The sequence below is a fragment of the Agilicoccus flavus genome (genome assembly GCF_014857905.1).
In the GTDB taxonomy this organism is placed as follows: domain Bacteria; phylum Actinomycetota; class Actinomycetes; order Actinomycetales; family Dermatophilaceae; genus Agilicoccus; species Agilicoccus flavus.
This window is the reverse complement of the sequence record NZ_JACYXE010000001.1, coordinates 324,363-342,990: the sequence shown is the minus strand read 5'-3', so window position 1 is coordinate 342,990 and position 18,628 is coordinate 324,363. Positions and strand designations below refer to the sequence as shown.

The window sequence follows — 18,628 nt, the reverse complement described above, 5'->3', positions numbered from 1 at the left end:
CGAGTGATCAGGCCGGTCGCACGGCGAGGTCGATGCCCACGCCGGCGACGTCGGCTGTCAGGCCGGCACGGGCGGGCGTCTCATCGGGCCGCGCCGTCCGGTCGAGCCATTGCCGGAGCTCGCAGGCGGGCTGCGGGCGGGCGTAGTGGTAGCCCTGGGCGACGTCGCATCCGTAGCCGGTCAGCTGTGCGGCCGCGGCCTGATCCTCGACGCCCTCGGCGACGATTCTCATGCTCAGGGAGTGCGCCAGGTCGATCGTCGCGCGAACGATCGAGGCGGCCCGTGGGTCCTGCGTCATCGGGCTGATGAAGGAGCGGTCCAGTTTTAGTTCGTCGACCGGCAGCTCGCGCAGGTACGACAGCGACGAGTACCCGCTGCCGAAGTCGTCGATCGAGATGCAGACGCCCGTCTCGCGCAGGGCCGCGAGTACCGTCCGCGCCCGTTGGCGATCCTCGAGCAACGACTCCTCGGTGATCTCGAGCACGAGAAAGGTCGGCGGGAGGCGAGCCTCGTCGAGGACGGCGACGATCTTGGCCGGCAGGCTGCTGTCGACGACGGCCGAGGGGGAGAGGTTGACCGCCACCGTCAGGGAGTGCCCCTCGGCCCGCCACGCGGCGGCCTGCTTGACCGCGGTGGCGAGCACGTGCAACGTGAGCGTCGGCATGAGCCCGCAGTCGTCGACGAGAGGGAGGAACGTGTCCGGCGCGAGAAGGCCTTCCTTCGGGTGGTTCCAGCGCACGAGTGCCTCGACGCCCCGGGTCTCGTTGGTCTGCATGTCGATCTTGGGTTGGTAATAGACGATGAACTCGCCCCGCGACAGGCCGTGACGGATCTCGCTGATGCGGCGGAGGCGGCCCTCGCCGAACATGTCCCGCAGGTCGGGGTCGTAGACCACCACCCCGTGGCGCCCCGCCTTCGCGCGGTACATGGCGATGTCGGCGCGCCGCATAAGCTCGGAGTACTCGTGGCCGTGGTCGGGAGACAGGGCGATGCCGATGCTGCCCGACACGTCCACTCGGGCGTCGTCGACGATGACCGACCGCGAGACCTCGCCGAGGAGGCGATGGGCGAAGGCGCGCGCCTCGTCGTCCCCCGCGCCCGGAAGGAGCACGGCGAATTCGTCCCCTCCGAGCCGCGCGAGCACCCCGGTGGCCGACGTGGTCGCCCGCCTCAGCCGGTAGCCGAGCCTGATGAGCAGGGCGTCACCGGCGGCGTGGCCGAGCGAGTCGTTGACCTCCTTGAACCCGTCGAGGTCGAGGAGGAGCAGGGCCACCCTGGCCACGTCCTTGCCGTCGCCGCCGCCCGGCCCGCGGGGCTGGCGCGGCGCGAGGAGCGACGCCGCCTCCAGGGCCAGCGCGCGGCGGTTGCGCAGGCCGGTGAGTTCGTCCGTGAGCGCCTGACGCCGGACCTCCTCGAGCGACCACAGGCCGCGGTAGGTCCATAGCACTCGCAGCATGGCAAGGAACAGCGTGATGACGACGAACCAGTGCGAGAGCTGGTCGAGGTGACCCGAACCCACGGGAGACAGGAGGACGACGCCGACCGCCCCCAGAGTCATGGGCAGGAGGATGAACGCCCACGGATGGGTGTTCTGGTTGCCGTGGTCCTCGTGGGATTCCGTTCGGCTCTCCCGCATGGCCGCCCCGACGGCGATGAGCGTGAACCCGATGAGCCACGTCAGATCCAGCAGGCCGCCCTCGGAGTATTCGTTGCGGCTGGTGAGCACGGCGTAGACGGCGTCCCCTACGGCGAAGACGACGAGGCCCCACATGACGAGGATGAGCTGTCGGTCGAGACCGTTGGCGACGAGCAGCGAGCCGCACATCAGCAAGATAACGAGGATGATGTCGCTCACCGGCCAGGCGAGGGTCACGAGCAGGAGGGAACGGTCTCCGCCGATGGACTCGACGAGTGGTTGGACGACGAACGACAGGGCGACTGCGGCCGTGAGGAACGCTCCGGCGACGCCGTCGATCGCGAAACTCGGCTCCCAGTGCGTGACGCGGGAGCGCAGTAGCCCGATGACGAAGATGTATGTGAGCGGGAAAAACGCCCAGTAGCCGAGGTCGTCGAGCGTCACGGCGGGAGCCGCCACGAGGCCGGAGACCACGATGCTGTAGTACAGGTTGGAGGCCGTGGTCACAGCCAGCGCGACCGACATGAATCCCCACGCCCACCCGCAGGGTCGACGACGGGCGCGAAGACCGGTCGCGACGGCCGCTCCGACGCAGACGGCGTTGTACAGGACGAGGTCACGCAGGCCGGCGAGTGGGCTCAGGATCGGGGCCGGGAGCAACAGCACGGCGAACGCCACCAGGGCCGCGATCGTGAAGACCGCGGCCTGGCGCTCACTCGCCGATTGCTTTCCACGCCCGAGCGAGACGTAAGCGGACGGAACAGACATGCATCTCCTCGACGCGGGGACTCTCCCGGGCGGCTCCGTACCGCTCCAGGCTTCACATCGGCGGCGTGCTGACGGAGCTGAGCGAGCCAGGGCCGCCGTGGGTGGGGACTGCTGAACGGTCGGGTGACATCTGATCTGGCTTGCCTGCGGGTGGGCCTGGAAGGATGCCGATATGCCCAGACCGTTCCCTGCCGAGTTCCGTGAGGACGTCGTGCGCGTGGCCCGTAACCGTGAACCGGGGGTGACGCTCTCGCAGATCGCGAAGGACTTCGGGATCCACGAGATGACCTTGAACAAGTGGATGCGCAAGGCCGATGTGGAAGATGGCAACCGTCCTGGCACGACGGCCTCGGAGTCCAGTGAGCTGCGCGAGTTGCGTCGCCGGAACCCTCTGTTGGCCCAGGAGAACGAGGTGTTGCGTCGCGCGGCTGCGTACCTGTCGCAGGCGAACCTGCCGGGAATGATGTTCCCGCTGGTCCGTGACCTGGCCGTCGACGGGATCCCCGTCGCGGTGACCTGCCGGGTGCTGAAGTTGTGTCGTGTCCAGTACTACCGGTGGGTGGCGCGGCCGGTCACAGACCGCGAGCTCATCGAGGCTGCCGCGCGAACGCGCTCTTCGATGCCCACGCCGAGGATCCCGAGTTCGGCTACCGCTACCTGCACAAGGAGGCCGTTGACGCCGGCTCGAGGATGGCGGCACGCACGGCGTGGCGGATCTGCCGGGATAAGCGGTGGTGGAGCGCGTTCGGGGAGAAGCGCGCCGCCAGCGGCAAGCAGCCTGGCCCGCCGGTGCACGACGACCTCGTCCGTCGGGACTTCACCGCCGCGCGGGTCAACGAGTTGTGGCTGACTGACATCACCGAGCACCGCACCGACGAGGGCAAGCTGTACCTGTGCGCGATCAAGGACGTCTACTCGGGCCGGATCGTGGGCTACTCCATCGACTCCCGAATGAAGGTGCGTCGGGCGGTGAACGCCCTGGACAACGCGGTCGCGCGCCGCGGTGACATCGCCGGCTGCGTTCTACATTCGAATCGTGGGTCGCAATGTTGAGCCCGTAAATATGTTCACGCTCTGAGCCGTCATGGCCTGGTCGGGTCGATGGGACGGGTCGGCGCGGCCGGCGACAACGCGGCGATGGAGTCCTTCTTCGCGCTACTGCAGAAGAACGTCCTTGACCGCAAGCGGTGGCACACCCGCGAGGAACTGCGCATCGCGATTGTCACCTGGATTGAGCGGACCTACCGTCGTCGACGCCGACAGACCCGACTCGGACGCGTGACCCCCATCGAGTTTGAGACCATAGCGACCAGTCGGACCGCAACCGCGGCCTGACACCCGACTGTCACCTGTTCGTGCAGCAGTCCCGATCTCGCCCGGCGGACCTCCGAGGAGACGTCTCGGGCGGCCGACGTCCTCGGTCATCAGGCTGAGGGTGTTCTCGACCTCGTGCGCCGGTTCCGCTACTGACGTGTTTCGGTCCGCACTGCCCGTTTCGACCCGGCGGCGGCCGAGCCCCCGGCACGTGTCGTGCCAAGGGGACGGACGACGGCCGTCGGACAGGCCCTGCGCCCGCCCGACGGCCCTCGGTGTGTCAACGGCCGTTGACAGCCCTCGTGCTCGTCGCGAGCGAGAGCACCGCGTGGGCGATGGCGTCGCTGTTGATGTCGAGCGCCTTGACGTTGATGTTCTTGATGTCGTCCTTGGGGGTGTGGTAATTCGGGTCGTAGGTGATCCCGGCGGTCCCGCCGAAGAGCTGGACCTCCTTGGCCGTCTTCGTGCCGTCGGCGCCGGTGAACAGGCCCGAGGCGGGGATGCCGTTGGTGATGAAGGCCTGGTAGTCGGAGCGGCCCGAGAACTCGGTGTCGACCCAGGGCTGTTTGGTCGCGCCGAAGTAGTCGGTGAAGACGTCCTCCGTGGCGGTGGAGCCCGCCGGCACCGCGACGGGCGCCTTGTACGTCGACTGGTCGGCGTCGTAGACGCCGATGATGTGGTTCGGCGAGCCGACCATGTCGAAGTTGAGGTAGGTCGCGATCTTCTTCAGCGCCGCCGGGTTTTTCGTCTTGAGGTCGTTCACGTAGTGCTGCGAGCCGAGCAGGCCGAGCTCCTCGGCGCCCCACCAGGCGAAGCGCACCTTGTTGGCGGGCTTGCCCTGGATGTTCTTCTGCTTCGCGAGCTGCACCGCGACCTCGAGGATGGCGGCGGAGCCCGAGCCGTTGTCGTTGATACCCGGACCGTCGTCGACGGAGTCGAGGTGCGCGCCCGCCATGACGACGTTGTCGGGGTTGCCGCGCTTGGACTCGGCGATGATGTTGAACGTCTTGCGCTTCTCGACGATCTTGTCGAGCACGAACTTGACGGTGACGGGCCCGGAGCCGACCTGGGCGAGCAGCGCCTGCCCCTCGGCCTGCGTGACGCCGGTCGTGGGGACGTTCGCGTCGCTGAGCTCACCGAGGGTGCCGTTGAGGGCGCCGTCGGCGTTGTTGTAGATGATCGCGGCGCTCGCGCCGGCGGCCTTGGCGGCCTGCGACTTTACGGAGAACGAGCACGTGCCGCGGGCGACGAGCGCGATCTTGCCGGTGGCGGCGACGCCCTCCCACGCGGCGGCGTCGCAGCCGGTGGCGACCTTGGGGGCGACGAGGGCCGCGGTGATGCCGCCCGCCGGGGTGGCCGGGCTGTAGCTCATCGGGTTGTGCTCGATCGCCCGCGCCTGCGGGGAGACGACGCCGAGGGAGGTGGCGGTGACCTTCTCGTAGAAGAAGTCGAAGTGCTGGCGCTTGGTCGTGTAGCCGGCCTTGGCCAGCACGCCCTCGACGTACTTCCCGGAGGCCTCGTAGCCGCTCGTTCCGGCGCCGCGGTTGCCGTCATTGGCGTCGGCGATCGCCTGGAACCGGCGCAGGTGCGACATGACGGCGTCGGCGGTGACGGCCTTGCGCAGCTTCTCGGTGGCCTTGAGGTCCTTGGCCGGAGGGGCGGCGACGACGCCCGGGGCCTGCGCGACGGACGGGTTCGCGACGGCGACGGCGCTGCCGCTGCTGACGAGCCCGGTGACCGCCAAAGCGACGAGGGCGTTACGACGTGAGGTGCGCACATCCACTCCTGTTGGTGTGGAGCCGTGTTCGGCTCGGTGTCGGCACCCTAGGCAGCCCGGCGCGTCCGGTATCTCCGATCGCCGGGTCCCGTTACCGGTTCGTGACCTGACCGAAGACTCACGCCTCGGTCCGCCCGCCCGAACGACCGTCTCCCGCGGCCGCGTACGACGCGGAGAGCCGCCGGTACGGCCGGGAGACGAGCGCGAGCAGCACGGTGACGAGCAGGATCGTCCCGGCGAGGAGGAACACAAGCGCGATCCCGCGCGCCTCGCCTTCGCCGAGGAGCCACGCGAACCGCTCCCGCCCCGCCGGAGTGGCCATGTACGGGATGAGCCAGAACTGGGCGATCGGCCCGATGAGGAACGCCGAGACGGGGCTCGCGGCCGCCTCGACGCTCTGGGCGAACCCGAACACCCGGCCCTGGCTGCGGTACGGCACGACGCGCTGGAGGATCGTCTGCTCGGCCGCCTCCGCAGCGGGGGCGAGACACATGAACACGAAGATGCCGACCGCGTACACCCACCACACCTCGCGGATCGCGAACAGCATCGACAGCACCGCGACACCGACGTTGGCGAGCAGGAGCGTGCGTACCGGGTTGGCTCCGAGGCCGAACCTCGCGACGAGCGCACCGCCGGCGACGAACCCGAGGCTCGTTACGCCGAGCACGATGCCCCACGCCTCGACGGAGAACAGGGTGAGGCCGTACGGGTCCATGAGGGCCACGAAGACGCCGCCCACGAGGTTGTTGAACATCGTGAAGACGATGAGCGCCGTGAGCCCCGGCACGACCCGGATGGCCGAGACGGCCCCCGCGACGTCGAAGGCGGGCCGGGCCTCGCCCGCGACGACGGTGGGCCGGCGTTCCGGGACGGGGATCGTCAGCAGGTGCGCGAGCGAGATCGCCGTGAGGCCGACGGCGACGGCGAGGGTCCCGCCGAGCCCGAGGAGGCCGATGGACAGGCCGCTGAACACGCTCGTCACCATGAACGCGATCCCCTGCACGGTGCCGACGAGGCCGTTGGCGCGGTCGCGCAGCTCCGGCGGCACGAGGAGCGTCACCGTGGTCGACAGCGCGATGTTGCGCAGGCTCTCGACGACCCCGCCCACGAGGACCACCCCGACGAACAGCCAGAACACGGGACCGTTCCAGTCGGCGAGGCGCGCTTCGTCGAAGGCGAGGTAGATCGCGCCCGCCAGGAAAAACGCCACGAGGGGCACCCCGGCCGAGACGACCATGATCGGCTTCTTGCGGTACCGGTCGACGATCGTGCCGAAGAACAGGCTGCACACGGCGATGAGGAGCATGTACGAGCCGCCGATGATCGAGGTGGCGAGCACCGACCGCGTCTCGAGGTAGGCCCAGAAGGTGAGGGCGAACCACAGGTAGCTCGTCGTCACGTTCGCGATGAGCGAGTTGACGAGCACGTGGTGGAACGCCCGGACCGTGGCCGGCCCGCGCTCAACCCCCGGCGGCAGGTGCGCCTCCGCCTGTGTGATCTGCACCGGAGCCTCCGCGGGTGCCCCGACCGACGGCGCCATCGGCGGCGGAACCCCGTCCGGGATCCCCACGGGCGAGGCCCCTCCTGAAACGTCTTCGGGCCTCGACGACTCTCTGTCCTCGGGCATCGACGACTCTCTGTCCTCGGGCCTCGACTCTGCGCCCGCGGGCCCCGACGACTCCATCCCCCGACGGTAGACCTCGGGTCCGACAGACACCCCTCGCGCGCCACCGGGCGGGACCAACGACCCCTCCGCGGGCGCGCGCTCGGCGCTACCGTCGAGACGCCCCCTGACCTGCGCGAAGGAGACGTGCCGTGCCCGAAACCCCCACCCCCTCGTCGGCCCGGCGGACGGCAGTGGTCAAGGTCCTGCTCATCGTCGCCGTGACCCTGGCGGTCGCGTTCGTCCCCCCACCGGCGGGCGTGGACCCGCGCGGGATGCTCATGGCGGGCATCTTCGTCGGGACAATCCTCGCCCTCATCCTGCAGCCGCTGCCGACGGCGTCGGTGTGCCTCGTCGGGCTCGCGGCCGCGATGATCACGGGCGCGATGAACCCGAGCACGGAGGCGCTGGAGGGGTTCGCCAACCCCGCGGTGTGGCTCATCGTCGCCTCGTTCTTCATCGCCGAGGGGTTCCTCGTCACCGGTCTCGGGCGGCGGATCGCGTTGCTGTTCGTCGCCCGGCTCGGCCGCTCGAGCACCGGCGTCGCGTACGGGATGGCGCTCACCGACCTCGTCCTCGCTCCCGCGACGCCGTCGAACACGGCCCGGGCCGGCGGGGTGCTCTACCCGATCATCCGGTCGCTCGCGCAGGTCCAGGACAGCCACCCCGACACCCCGGCCTCGCGTCGCCGGCTCGGCTCGTACCTGCTCATGACGTCGGTCCACGTCAACGCGGTCACGGCCGCGATGTTCCTCACCGCCATGGCGGGCAACCCGATCGCGCAGCGTGCCGCCGCCGGCCAGGGGGCCCAGATCAGCTGGGGCACGTGGGCGCTCGCCGGTCTCGTGCCCGGCCTCGTCTGCCTCGCGATCATCCCCTGGGTCATGGCGCGCCTGTATCCCCCGACCGTCACGTCGACCCCCGAGGCGCCCGCCCAGGCCCGCGAGGAGCTCGCCCGCCTCGGCCGGGTATCGCGCGACGAGCGCGTCATGATCGCCACGTTCGTGCTGCTCCTGCTCATGTGGAGCCTGGGGGCGCAGCTGTCGATCAACGCGACGGCGGCCGCCTTCGTCGGCATCGCGATCCTGCTGTGCACGGGCGTCCTCACGTGGAAACACCTCGCCGCCGACGCCTCTGCCTGGTCGACCCTGCTGTTCTTCGGCGTCCTCGTCGGCATGGCCGACCAGCTCGAGAAGCTCGGGGTCATCGGGTTCGTCGGCGACCGCGTGGCCGCCGCCACGCAGGGGCTCGGCTGGCCCCTGGCCCTGCTCATCCTCGGCGCCACGTACTTCTACCTGCACTACGCCTTCGCGTCGAACACGGCCCACATCGTCGCGATGTATGCCGTGTTCCTCTCCGCGGCGATCGCGGCGGGGGCGCCCGTGCTCTTCGCCGCGCTCGTCCTCGGCTTCCTCGGCAACCTGTTCGGCGCCCTCCGCACTACGCGTCGGGGCCCGCCGGGGTCGTCTTCGGTTCGGGCTACGTGCCGGTCGCGGAGTGGCTGCGGGTCGGCCTGGTCATGAGCGTCGTGCTGCTCGGCGTGTGGTTCGGCGTCGGCGTCCCGTGGATGAAGGTCATCGGGGTCTGGTGACGCGGGCGGCGCGCCGGGCCCGCCGGCGCCGTGCCAGCGTGCGGAAGACCCAGGTGTTCGGTACCTCGCGCCCGGTGGCGACGTACTCCACCGCCGAGTCGTTGTAGAGCGTCTCGTACAGGGCGTCGAACGCCCCGAAGCGCCCGGCGAGCACGAGGACGTCGTCCGGGCGGAGCGCCGTGTCCTCGGGCGGGGTGAACACGACGTCGTCGCCGCGACGCAGCACGATCGGCACGGCGCGGATCGGGCGCGAACGGTCGTCGCAGTCGCGCAGCAGCTCGCCGACCGTCAGCTCCGCGTGGGTGAGCCAACGCGCGACGGCGGGCGCCTCGCGCCGCGTGAGCGCGACGGCGTGACTGGCCGGGGACCGTGTCCCGCACCGGTCCACGAGCAGGTCGGTCATCTCCCGGCCCCACGCGTCGTCCTGATGCATCGCGTGGGTGATGAAGCTCCACGCCATCGGGACGGTGATCTGCCCGAGCGCCTCCTTGGCGACGAGCTCGGTGGGGATGAACACCGAGTCGGGCTCGAACGCGTCGAGCAACGCCGCGTTCGTGTCGCTGTGCTGCCGGACGGCGATGTACACGTCCGGGTGGGTGAGCCGGGCGTGCGCGGCCAGCGAGAGGTTGGCCCCGTCCTGCTCCGAGCCCGCGACGATGCCGGCGGCGTGCCGCACGTCGGGGTGCCCGTGCGCCGGGTCGACGAGGTGGACGTCGAGGCCGGCGGCCTCGAGGTCGGCCGCCACCTCCCGGCCGAAGCGGTCGTCGGCCGAGACGACCCACGTCCCGTCGGTCAGGCCCTCGCGCAGCTCCGGCAGCTCGGTCCCCGGCGTCGCCATGAGCCACGTGACCAGGCGGGACAGGGCCGGGTGCTTGAGCGCCAGGACGAGGAACAGGCCGTAGTCGTCGTAGGGGTTGATGACAGCCTCCGGCTCGAAGGCGAGCAGGTCGGCCGCCGCGTCGCGCGACTCGGCCCGAGCGTGGGCGGGCAGGTCGGGGCGCAGCAGGTGGACGGCCATGACGACCGCGAGGTTCGCCTCCTGGTTGCTCGTCAACGCGAGCACGCCCTCGCAGTACCGGTTGCCCAGCCCCGCCAGACCGAGCAGGGCGGGGTTGCGGGCGTCTCCCTCGACGCCGGGGACGTCCACGGTCAGCTGGTCGGTGGCGAGCTGGTCGAGGCGTCGCTCGTCGATGTCGATGACGACGACCCGACGTCCGCGGGCGTCGAGGCCCCGGGCCACCGCCCGACCCGCCTGCCCGTACCCGGCCACGAGGAAGAACGGCTCCCGGATGCGGCGCACCTTGCGCCGGAACCGCTGGGTCTTCATCGCGTCGTCGAAGGCCTGGTCCTGCAGCAGCGCGAAGAGCGCGCCGATCGAGTACGCCCAGCACGTGACCGACGCGAAGATCGACCCCGTCACCCACAACCGCTGCGCGACGGTGAACGGGTAGGGCACCTCCCCGAAACCGATCGTCGTCGCCGTGTAACTCATGAAGTAGAAGGCGTCGAACGCCGTCATCCGGTAGACGTTCCCCGCGTCGTCGCGGCCGGGGATGAACGTCAGACCCGCCGTCGAGATCGTGAAGACGACGACGAGGGCGATGAGCGGGGCCCGCATCCGGCGCAGGACGAGGAAGACGGCGTCGGTCGAGGCGACCTTGGTCGGCACGGGCACGGTGGCGCGCCGCAGCGGCGATCCCGTCTCGGGGCCCCGTCGGCGGCGCCGGGACGGTCGGCCGTGCGGCGGCCGCAGCGGACGCAGGAGCAGGGGGTTCACGGCGAGATGCTCAGCGGCGCCGGAACGAGACGGTCTCGACGACGAGCAGCACCACCGAGACGAGGTTCGCGAGGAGGGCGCCGCCCGACAGGCTGACGATGCTCGCCATCGCCGGCCCCGCGACGTCCGTCCCGGCGACCTGGTTGGTCCAGATCCACACCCCCGCGGCGGCGATGAGCTGGATGTCGGCGACGAGGCTGGTCGCGAGGTGCACTGCCCCGACCTGGGTCCGGTCCCCGAACTTGAGCACGGTGGCGATGACGTTGACGACCACCGCCGCGTAGAGCTCGGCGATGTTGTGCAGGGAGGGATCGGCCATGTCGCCGAGGAAGAACCCGAAGTTCAACGTGGCCGCGAGCAGCACGAAGAACCCGAAGACGACCTTCTCGAGATTCACCCGCTCGACGATACCCATGCGACGCCCGTGAGAAGGTGACCTGCCGCGGGCACGCCGACGCCGGCGACGTCGGATCGGGCGAAGGGGGAGCCGTGGAGCGTGACGAGGGACGCGCCCCGACCCGCGACGTCGCGGCCCTGCGCGCCTTCGTCGACGCCCACCTCGTCCCGGGCGTCGACGTCGTCGACGGCGACGTGCTCACCCGGCACGTGACCGGGCCCGACGGCCCGGAACGCCTCGTCGTGGACTGGCGCCGCGTCGAGGCCACCGAGCACCCTCTCGCCCGCCGCTGGCTGGGGCTGGACACGGAGACGCGGACCGCCGAGGTAGCGCTGGCGTCGGACCCCGTCGTCGGCCCCCTCGTGCGGGCCCGCCCCGGCCTGGTCGTGCCGGGCTCGTGCGACGAGTTCGAGACCGCGGTGATGGCGGTGCTCGGCCAGCAGGTGACCCTCGCCGCGGCGCGCACGTTCGCCGGGCGCCTGGCCGCCGCCCACGGGGCGCGTCACGGCGGCGCGCTCCTCTTCCCGACCGCCCCCGCCCTCGCGGCGGTGGACCCGGGGGAGCTGCAGTCCCGCGTCGGTGTGACGACCGCCCGGGCGCGGACCGTCGTCGCCCTGGCGGAGGCGGTGGCGGGCGGCCTCGACCTCACGGCGTCGGGCCGGCGCGACGACCTGCTCGGCGTCGTCGGGGTCGGCCCGTGGACCGCGGACTACGTCGACCTGCGGTGCCGGCGCGACCCCGACGCGTTCCTGCCCGGCGACCTCGTGCTGCGCCGGGCGCTCGGCGGGTGCGACGCCCGGGAGGCGCAGCGGCGCTCGCAGGCGTGGCGCCCCCACCGCGCGCTCGCGCTCCTGCACCTGTGGACGGCCCACGCGTTGGTACCGGACGTTGCGCATCGACGCCGGTCCGGATCGACACCCGAGGCGACGCTCACGTAACGTGAGAGTCTGCCTTGCCGCCCATGGCGGCCCCGGCGTGCCCCGCCGCGGTCCCGTCCCGCGCCGGCCCCCGTCCCCATCTCGCGGCCTCGAGCCGCGCCCCCGCTGCAGGAGATCCATGCCCGGCTCGTCCGACACCGTCACGCCCCCCGACGCCGCTCGGGAGGCGGGCGCCGGCGTCACCTCCGTGCGGGCCGCGCTGCGCGACCCGCGCCGCCTGCGCGTCGAGGTGCTCGCAGGCCTCGTCGTCGCGCTCGCGCTCATCCCCGAGGCGATCGCCTTCTCGATCATCGCGGGCGTGGACCCCCGGGTCGGGCTCTTCTCGTCGTTCGTCATGGCCTGCGTCATCGCCGTCGTCGGCGGCCGGCCGGCCATGATCAGCGCCGCGACCGGCGCGGTGGCCCTCGTCATCGCACCCCTCGTGCGGGACCACGGGCTCGACCACCTCGTGCTGGCGGTGCTCCTCGGTGGGGCGCTGCAGATCCTGCTGGGCGCGCTCGGCGTGGCGCGGCTCATGCGGTTCGTCCCGCGGATGGTCATGGTGGGCTTCGTCAACGCCCTCGCCATCCTCATCTTCGCCTCGCAGGTCCCGCAGCTCGTCGGCGTCCCGTGGCTCGTCTACCCGATGGTGGCCGTGGGCATCGCCGTGCTCGTGTTCCTGCCGCGCCTGACGACCGTCGTCCCCGCCCCGCTCGTCGCCATCCTCCTGCTCACCGCGGCCGCGATCGGGTTCGGCTGGCAGGTGCCGACGGTCGGGGACCAGGGCGCCCTGCCCGACTCCCTCCCCACGCTCTTCGTCCCGGACGTGCCCTGGACCCTGGACACCCTGCGTATCGTCGCGCCGTACGCGGTGGGCATCGCCCTCGTGGGGCTGCTCGAATCGCTCATGACGGCGAAACTCGTCGACGACGTCACCGACACCCACTCCGACAAGGGCCGCGAAGCCCGCGGGCAAGGCATCGCGAACATCGCCAGTGGCCTCGTCGGCGGCATGGGCGGGTGCGCGATGATCGGCCAGACGATGATCAACGTCAAGGTCTCGGGCGCCCGGACGCGGATCTCGACGTTCCTCGCCGGCGCCTTCCTCCTGGTCCTCGTCGTCGGTCTCGGGGACGCGGTCGGGCGCATCCCGATGGCCGCGCTCGTCGCGGTGATGATCATGGTGTCGGTGGGCACCTTCGACTGGCACAGCGTCGCGCCGGCCACCCTGCGGCGGATGCCGCGCAGCGAGAACCTCGTCATGGCGCTGACCGTCGTCGTCACCGTGGCCACCCACAACCTCGCCTACGGCGTCGTCGCCGGCGTCATCGCGGCGCTCGTCGTCTTCGCCCGGCGGGTCGCGCACGTGGCCCGGGTCGACCGGACGCTCGCGGGCGGGACGGCCACCTACACCGTGACCGGCGAGCTGTTCTTCGCGTCGAGCAACGACCTCGTCTACCAGTTCGACTACGCCGGTGACCCCGCCCACGTCGTCATCGACCTGGGCCGCTCCCACGTCTGGGACGCCTCGACCGTGGCCGCGCTCGACGCCATCGAGACCAAGTACGCCGCTCGCGGCACCCGCGTCGACATCGTGGGCCTCGACCCGGAGTCGCTGCGGCGGCACGCGAGGCTCTCGGGCCACCTCGGCGCCGGGCACTGACGGGGCCCGGTCGCGGGATCGACCGGCGGGGCTCAGTCGGGGGTCTGCGTGGAGGACTCCCGGGTGCCCTCGGGGTCCTCGGTGCGCTCCAGGGACTCCTCGAGGATGGCCTCGGCCTGCTCGCGGGGGGCGTCGCTGCCCACCGCCTCCTCCTCGGGGAGCAGCTCGGCTCGGCGGTCGACGTCGTGCTCGTCGGGGGTCTGCGTCATGCCTCGCGAGGTTACCCGCCCGAGCCGGTCGCCGCCGGGCGGCGGGATGCGCCGGTTCGGGCGGCTCGCGCGCGGCGGCGGGCCCGCCCGGCCTCGAGCGCCGCGACGACGGCGGCGAACGCGAGCCGGTAGCGGACGAACGGCGCCAGGTCGCGGCGGGAGACGTGGCGCAGGAACCGGCCGACGGCCACGTGCCCGACGGCGAAGCTCACGAGCGTCGCGCCGCCCACCGACCCCCAGGCGGGCGGTTCGGGCTCGTCGGCGAGGTCGAGGAGCTGGTGCAGCCCGGACGCGACGACCGCCGGGATCGCGAGGAGGAACGAGTACCGGGCCGCCGCCTCCCGGGTGTACCCCAGGTACAGCCCGCCGGCGATGCTCGCCCCGGACCGCGACACTCCCGGCACGAGCGCGAGCGACTGCCACAGGCCGAAGGCGAGGCCGTCGCGAACGGTGAGGTCGGCGAGACCCTTGCGCTGGGAGCCGACGCGGTCGGCGTGGGCGAGGACCGGCGCGAACGCGGCCAGCGCGACCGCGGTGACCCACGGGTTGCGGAACGGGCCGGTGACGAGCCGGCGCAGACCGAACCCCAGCGCCCCGATCGGGATCGTGCCCGCGATGATGAGCCACCCCATCCGCGCGTCGGGGTCGTCCCGCGGCGCGCGGCCGACCGCGGAGGCGGCCCACCGCGCCGCGACGCGCGCGACGTCGGCCCGCAGGTGGACGAGCACGGCGGCCTCGGTGCCGAGCTGCGTGATCGCCGAGAATGCCGCGCCCGGGTCGCGGCCGAACAGCCGGCCCACGACCGAGACGTGCGCGCTCGAGCTGACCGGGAGGAACTCGGTCGCCCCCTGCACGGCGCCGAGAACGAGGGCCTGCGCCCAGCCGAGCCGGCCGGTGCCGCCCGTCCTCATCCGTACGCCTCGACGACGCGGGCGAGCTCCGCGCGGGCGGCGTCGCCGACCGGCCCGAGGGCCATGCGGGACGTGCCCGCGTCGACCCCGCGCAAGGACAGGGCGATCTTGAGCCGCTCGGGGTTGCCGGCGACGGCGGCCGCGACCTCGTCGATCCGGGGCTGCAGGGCCGCGACCTGCGCCTCGTCACCCCGACCGGCGGCGTCCGCCACGGCGACGAACAGGTCCGGGAACGCCGCGGACACCCCGGAGACGACGCCGTTCGCGCCGTGGGCGGGCACGCCGGCCACGTCGCGGTCGCTGCCCGTGTAGAGCACGAAGTCCTCGGGCACGCCGCGGCGGTAGGCGGCGATGCGCTCCAGGGTCTCGCCGGTGATCTTCGCCCCGGCGAGGCGCGGCAGCTCCGCGAGCCGGCCGAGCAGCTCGGGGGAGACGGTGTTGCCGGTGCAGCCGGCGAACAGGTAGGCGTAGACGGTCAGGCCGTCGGCGGCCGCGGTGACCCGGCGGTAGAACTCGAGGATCGACGCCTCGGCCGCCGGCAGGTAGTACGGCGTGATCGAGGCGACCGCGGTCGCGCCGGCCTCCCGGGCGTCGTCGAGGAGCCGACACGTCTCGTAGGCGCTCGCGGCGCCGACGTGGACGACGACCGTTCGGCCGGCGAACGCCTCGAGCGCGAGAGCGGTGAGGTCGCGCCGCTCCTGCCGCGACAGGGACGGGAACTCGCCGGTCGTGCCGGTGGCGAACACCCCGTCGACCCCGGAGACGGCGGCGAACTCGAGGATCCGCCGGGACGCCGCCAGGTCGAGGGCCCCGTCGGCGGTGAAGCCGACGGGGGTGGCGGACAGGACGAGGGGGCGGGTGGTCACGACGGTCTCCTGATCGATGTCGGGGTCGGGATGTCCGGGGGCGGCGATGTCGGGGTCGGGGGGTCGGCGGCGGAGCGCGTGGGGGCGGGCGTTCACAGGTCGGTCCCGGTCTCGCGGGCGGCGAGGTGCCACACAGCGTCGGCGAGCGCGGGGTTCGAAGCGGCGGCCGAGCGCCCGGCGAGGGCCGGCTCGCCGCGCAGGCCGCGCCACCCGCCGGGGCCGACGTAGCTGACGGGCGGGAGGTCGGCGGTCGCGGCGACGAGCAGGGAGCGCGCCGCGACGGGCGCGGGCTGGGCGAAGGGCGTGCACGCCGCGGTGATCGCCCCGTCGAGCCGGGGCCGGCCGGTCGCGTTCTGCAGGTTCGTCAGCGCCCACCCCGGGTGCGCGAGCTGCACGGCGACGTCACGGCCGCGCGCCCGGAGCCGTCGGTCGAGGGCGAGCGCCCAGAGCATGTCGGCGAGCTTGCTCTGCCCGTACGCGGCGGCGATGCTCCAGCGCCGGCGCCGGAAGTGCGGATCGGCCAGGTCGACGCGGGCGCCCTCGTGCGCCCCCGACCCGACGACGACGATCCGGTCCCGCACCCGGTCGGCGAGCAGGGTGGTCAGCGCGAAGGGGCCGAGGAGGTTGGTCGCGAGCATGAGCTCGTGCCCGTCGGCGGACTCGCGGCGGGTGGGCACCACCGTGCCGGCGTTGTTCACGAGGACGTCGAGCGGCTCCCGCACCCGGCTCGCCGCGGCCAGGACGGAGGCGACCGAGGAGAGGTCGACCTCCACGACCTGCGCCGCCCCGATCTCGGTCCGGGTCCGTTCGCCGCGTGCGGTGTCGCGGGCGGTGATGAGCACGCGCGCCCCGGCCCGGGCCGCCTCGCGGGCGACCTCCCGTCCCACCCCGTTCGTCGCCCCCGTGACGAGCCACGTGCGGCCGCGCTGATCGGGCAGGCGGATCGGGGCGGGGGCGGTGCGCATGACGCCGACGGTACGTCGCCGGGCCGCGGCCGGGGGAGCTGCCTGCCCGCCGGTCGGCCGCGCCTACTCCGTCGCGGCGAGCACCTCGCGCGCCAGTTCGTAGGTCGCGGCGTCGAACAGGACGAGCGTCACCCGCTCCACCCGCGTCGGCGTGGCACGCAGGGTCGCCGCGGCGATGCGGACGGCGTCGTCCTTCGGCCAGCGGTACACGCCCGCGGAGACGAGGGGGTACGCGAGCGTGCGGGCCCCGATCTCGTCGGCCACGGCGAGGCTCGTGCGGTAGCAGGAGGCCAGGAGGTCGGACTTGTCCTTCGTCTTCGCCCACGTCGGCCCCACCGTGTGGATGACGTGCCGGGCTGGCAGGTCCCCGCCGGTCGTCGCGACCGACTCGCCCGTCGGCAGGCCGTCGGGATAGCGGTCGGCCCGGATCTGCTTGCACTCGGCCAGGATCGCCTTCCCGCCCCGGCGATGGATCGCCCCGTCGACCCCGCCCCCGCCGAGGAGCGAGTGGTTCGCGGCGTTGACGATCGCGTCCACCTCGAAGGTCGTGATGTCGACCTGCGCGAGCTCCAGTTCCATGGCTGCCCTTCCGTCCATCGGCCGAGGCGTCCATCCTGCCCGGCGACGGACGCCGACCAGACCTTGGGCAGCCCAGTTCGACCGGGCATCCCACATCGATCGACCGGTTGTGGGCACGATAGGTGCCACGGGCCGCTCGGGTCGATGACACAGCGACACACGACGTGGACCAGATGGTCCCCGGACTGGAGAGTCCCTTTTCCCGCTCGTCGTGTCTGCCGGTCACAGAGGCCCGTGGCGTCGTCGCCACGACGTCTTGTCCGGGCATGAGACGGCACGATGCGGTGCCTGCAACGTCGCTCGAGCTACCCGCGACTCACCCGCGCGAGTCGGTCTCGTACGCCGGCGGTCGCACGCCCGCGTACACGCCGACCATGCGGAAACGCAGCGGCTCGGCCGCATACTCCTCGAGGAGGTGGGCGATCCAGCCGGAGGTGCGGGCCACGGCGAAGAGGATGTCTCCGGCGTCGCGGTCCAGGCGGAGGACATGGGCCAGCGCCGCGGTGGCGAGGTCGACGTTGGGGAACGCCGCAGGCCACGGCTCCAGTGCGGCGGTCAACCGATCGACGGCCTCGAGCACCGGATGACCGGGGTACCTGTCGTCGAGGAGGTGCAGCAGCATCTCGGCCCGTGGGTCTTGCTCGCGGTAGACGCGATGACCGAAACCGGGCGGGGGCTGCCCTCCGGAACCCACGGCAGCGAGCAGGTCGGCGACGGTCCGGTAGGGTTCCTCGACGACCTCGCCCAGGAGGCGGTATGCCGGTCGTGACGCCGTACCGTGCAGCGGGCTGTCGAGTGCGCCGAGGCCTGCGCCGACGGCGGCGTACGGGTGGGCGCGCACGCTCGCGGCCACCCGCACGGCACGCGTGGACGTGGCGAGGTCGTGGTCGGCGAGCAGGCACAAGGTGGCCTCCACGAGGCGTTCCGCCTGAGCGCCCCGGCCGCCGAGGGCGCGACACAGTTGCGCCGCGACGGAGCCTCCTTCGGCGGTCCCGGCGCCGGCGGCCAGAACCGCCACCATCGTCGCGAGCAATCCGGCCCCGGTCGCGACCACCGCGTCGGGACGCAGGTCGCGGCCGAGTGGATCGGCGGCGCCGGCGAGGTCGACGGCGACCTTGAGCAGATCGTGGGGGCGTGCGGTCGCCGGCATGACCTGGCGCGCGCGTCGCGCGGCGGCCGACACGGCCGGCCGGGCGACGAAGGGCATCGCGACGTCGCAATCCCACAGCAGGGCGCAGACCTGCTCGAAGGACGCGGAGGCGGCGAGATCGGTGACGTCGTGTCCCCGATACCGCAGGACATCGCCGGTATCGAGCAGCGTGATGTGGGTGTGGATGCGTTCCGGGCCGCTCGAGGTCCGCGGCGCCCGCCCGCGGCGGGCGAGTTCGTCGATCTCGGCGAGCGCGAAGAAGCTGCCCCGCCGTCCCTCGATCGACGTGCGCCGCACCATCCCCCGGCTGACGTAGGCGTAGACGGTCTCGACGCGAACGCCCAGGTAGTCGGCCGCCTGGGCGGTGGTGAGGAATTCCCGACCGTCGATGCGCAGCGGCGCCGGACGCCGCCTTCGCGTGGCCATCCGACCCCCGTGACAT

General features: G+C 72.4%; 13 protein-coding genes and 2 pseudogenes. 4 read left to right on the top strand and 11 right to left on the bottom strand.

Going from position 1 to position 18,628, the window contains the following annotated elements:
* Positions 1-7: 7 nt before the first annotated feature.
* Positions 8-2,404, bottom strand: a complete 2,397-nt coding sequence (locus tag ICW24_RS01480; RefSeq protein WP_226343940.1) for a putative bifunctional diguanylate cyclase/phosphodiesterase — start codon at positions 2,402-2,404, stop codon at positions 8-10.
* Between the two features lie 172 nt (positions 2,405-2,576).
* On the opposite strand from ICW24_RS01480, the pseudogene ICW24_RS01475 reads away from it, so the two are divergent.
* Positions 2,577-3,739, top strand: a pseudogene (locus ICW24_RS01475) (IS3 family transposase).
* A 259-nt stretch (positions 3,740-3,998) separates the two neighbouring features.
* Here the strand turns inward: ICW24_RS01475 and ICW24_RS01470 are convergent.
* Together ICW24_RS01470 and ICW24_RS01465 are read right to left on the bottom strand one after the other, a co-directional pair.
* A complete protein-coding gene (locus tag ICW24_RS01470) occupies positions 3,999-5,495 on the bottom strand; it encodes a M28 family peptidase (protein WP_226343939.1) in 1,497 nt (498 codons plus the stop codon).
* Between the two features lie 118 nt (positions 5,496-5,613).
* The gene (locus tag ICW24_RS01465) at positions 5,614-7,002 is read right to left on the bottom strand and encodes an MFS transporter (RefSeq protein WP_226343938.1); all 1,389 of its coding nucleotides are present in this window, start codon (positions 7,000-7,002) and stop codon (positions 5,614-5,616) included.
* A gap of 311 nt (positions 7,003-7,313) precedes the next feature.
* Between ICW24_RS01465 and ICW24_RS01460 the strand changes: the two are divergent.
* A pseudogene (locus ICW24_RS01460) lies at positions 7,314-8,752 on the top strand (DASS family sodium-coupled anion symporter).
* On the opposite strand, the gene ICW24_RS01455 reads toward ICW24_RS01460, so the two are convergent.
* Both ICW24_RS01455 and ICW24_RS01450 read right to left on the bottom strand, forming a co-directional pair.
* Positions 8,736-10,529 (bottom strand): potassium channel protein, encoded by a 1,794-nt coding sequence (locus ICW24_RS01455; protein WP_226343937.1) that lies wholly within the window; start codon positions 10,527-10,529, stop codon positions 8,736-8,738. The pseudogene ICW24_RS01460 and the gene ICW24_RS01455 overlap by 17 nt on opposite strands.
* Before the next feature lie 10 nt (positions 10,530-10,539).
* Positions 10,540-10,926: a DUF6394 family protein gene (locus tag ICW24_RS01450; protein ID WP_226343936.1), complete on the bottom strand. Its 387-nt coding sequence runs from the start codon at positions 10,924-10,926 to the stop codon at positions 10,540-10,542.
* 92 nt (positions 10,927-11,018) lie between these two features.
* Here ICW24_RS01450 and ICW24_RS01445 point away from each other — a divergent pair, with 92 nt between their 5' ends.
* Both ICW24_RS01445 and ICW24_RS01440 read left to right on the top strand, forming a co-directional pair.
* Positions 11,019-11,864 (top strand): DNA-3-methyladenine glycosylase family protein, encoded by an 846-nt coding sequence (locus ICW24_RS01445; RefSeq protein ID WP_226343935.1) that lies wholly within the window; start codon positions 11,019-11,021, stop codon positions 11,862-11,864.
* Positions 11,865-11,982: 118 nt separating this feature from the next.
* Positions 11,983-13,506, top strand: coding sequence for a SulP family inorganic anion transporter (locus tag ICW24_RS01440; protein WP_226343934.1), 1,524 nt, complete (start codon positions 11,983-11,985; stop codon positions 13,504-13,506).
* A gap of 32 nt (positions 13,507-13,538) precedes the next feature.
* Here the strand turns inward: ICW24_RS01440 and ICW24_RS01435 are convergent, their stop codons facing one another.
* The 6 genes from ICW24_RS01435 to ICW24_RS01410 form a co-directional block, all read right to left on the bottom strand.
* Positions 13,539-13,715, bottom strand: a complete 177-nt coding sequence (locus tag ICW24_RS01435) for a hypothetical protein (protein ID WP_226343933.1) — start codon at positions 13,713-13,715, stop codon at positions 13,539-13,541.
* 11 nt (positions 13,716-13,726) lie between these two features.
* Positions 13,727-14,626, bottom strand: coding sequence for an undecaprenyl-diphosphate phosphatase (locus ICW24_RS01430; RefSeq protein ID WP_226343932.1), 900 nt, complete (start codon positions 14,624-14,626; stop codon positions 13,727-13,729).
* Positions 14,623-15,492, bottom strand: a complete 870-nt coding sequence (locus ICW24_RS01425; RefSeq protein ID WP_226343931.1) for a dihydrodipicolinate synthase family protein — start codon at positions 15,490-15,492, stop codon at positions 14,623-14,625. Before ICW24_RS01425 ends, ICW24_RS01430 begins: the two co-directional genes overlap by 4 nt.
* A 92-nt stretch (positions 15,493-15,584) precedes the next feature.
* A complete protein-coding gene (locus tag ICW24_RS01420; protein ID WP_226343930.1) occupies positions 15,585-16,457 on the bottom strand; it encodes an SDR family NAD(P)-dependent oxidoreductase in 873 nt (290 codons plus the stop codon).
* A gap of 63 nt (positions 16,458-16,520) precedes the next feature.
* Positions 16,521-17,036 carry an O-acetyl-ADP-ribose deacetylase gene (locus tag ICW24_RS01415; RefSeq protein WP_226343929.1) on the bottom strand — a complete coding sequence of 172 codons (516 nt, stop codon included), beginning with the start codon at positions 17,034-17,036 and terminating at the stop codon, positions 16,521-16,523.
* A gap of 316 nt (positions 17,037-17,352) precedes the next feature.
* The gene (locus tag ICW24_RS01410) at positions 17,353-18,612 is read right to left on the bottom strand and encodes a citrate synthase (RefSeq protein ID WP_226343928.1); all 1,260 of its coding nucleotides are present in this window, start codon (positions 18,610-18,612) and stop codon (positions 17,353-17,355) included.
* Positions 18,613-18,628: the final 16 nt, after the last annotated feature.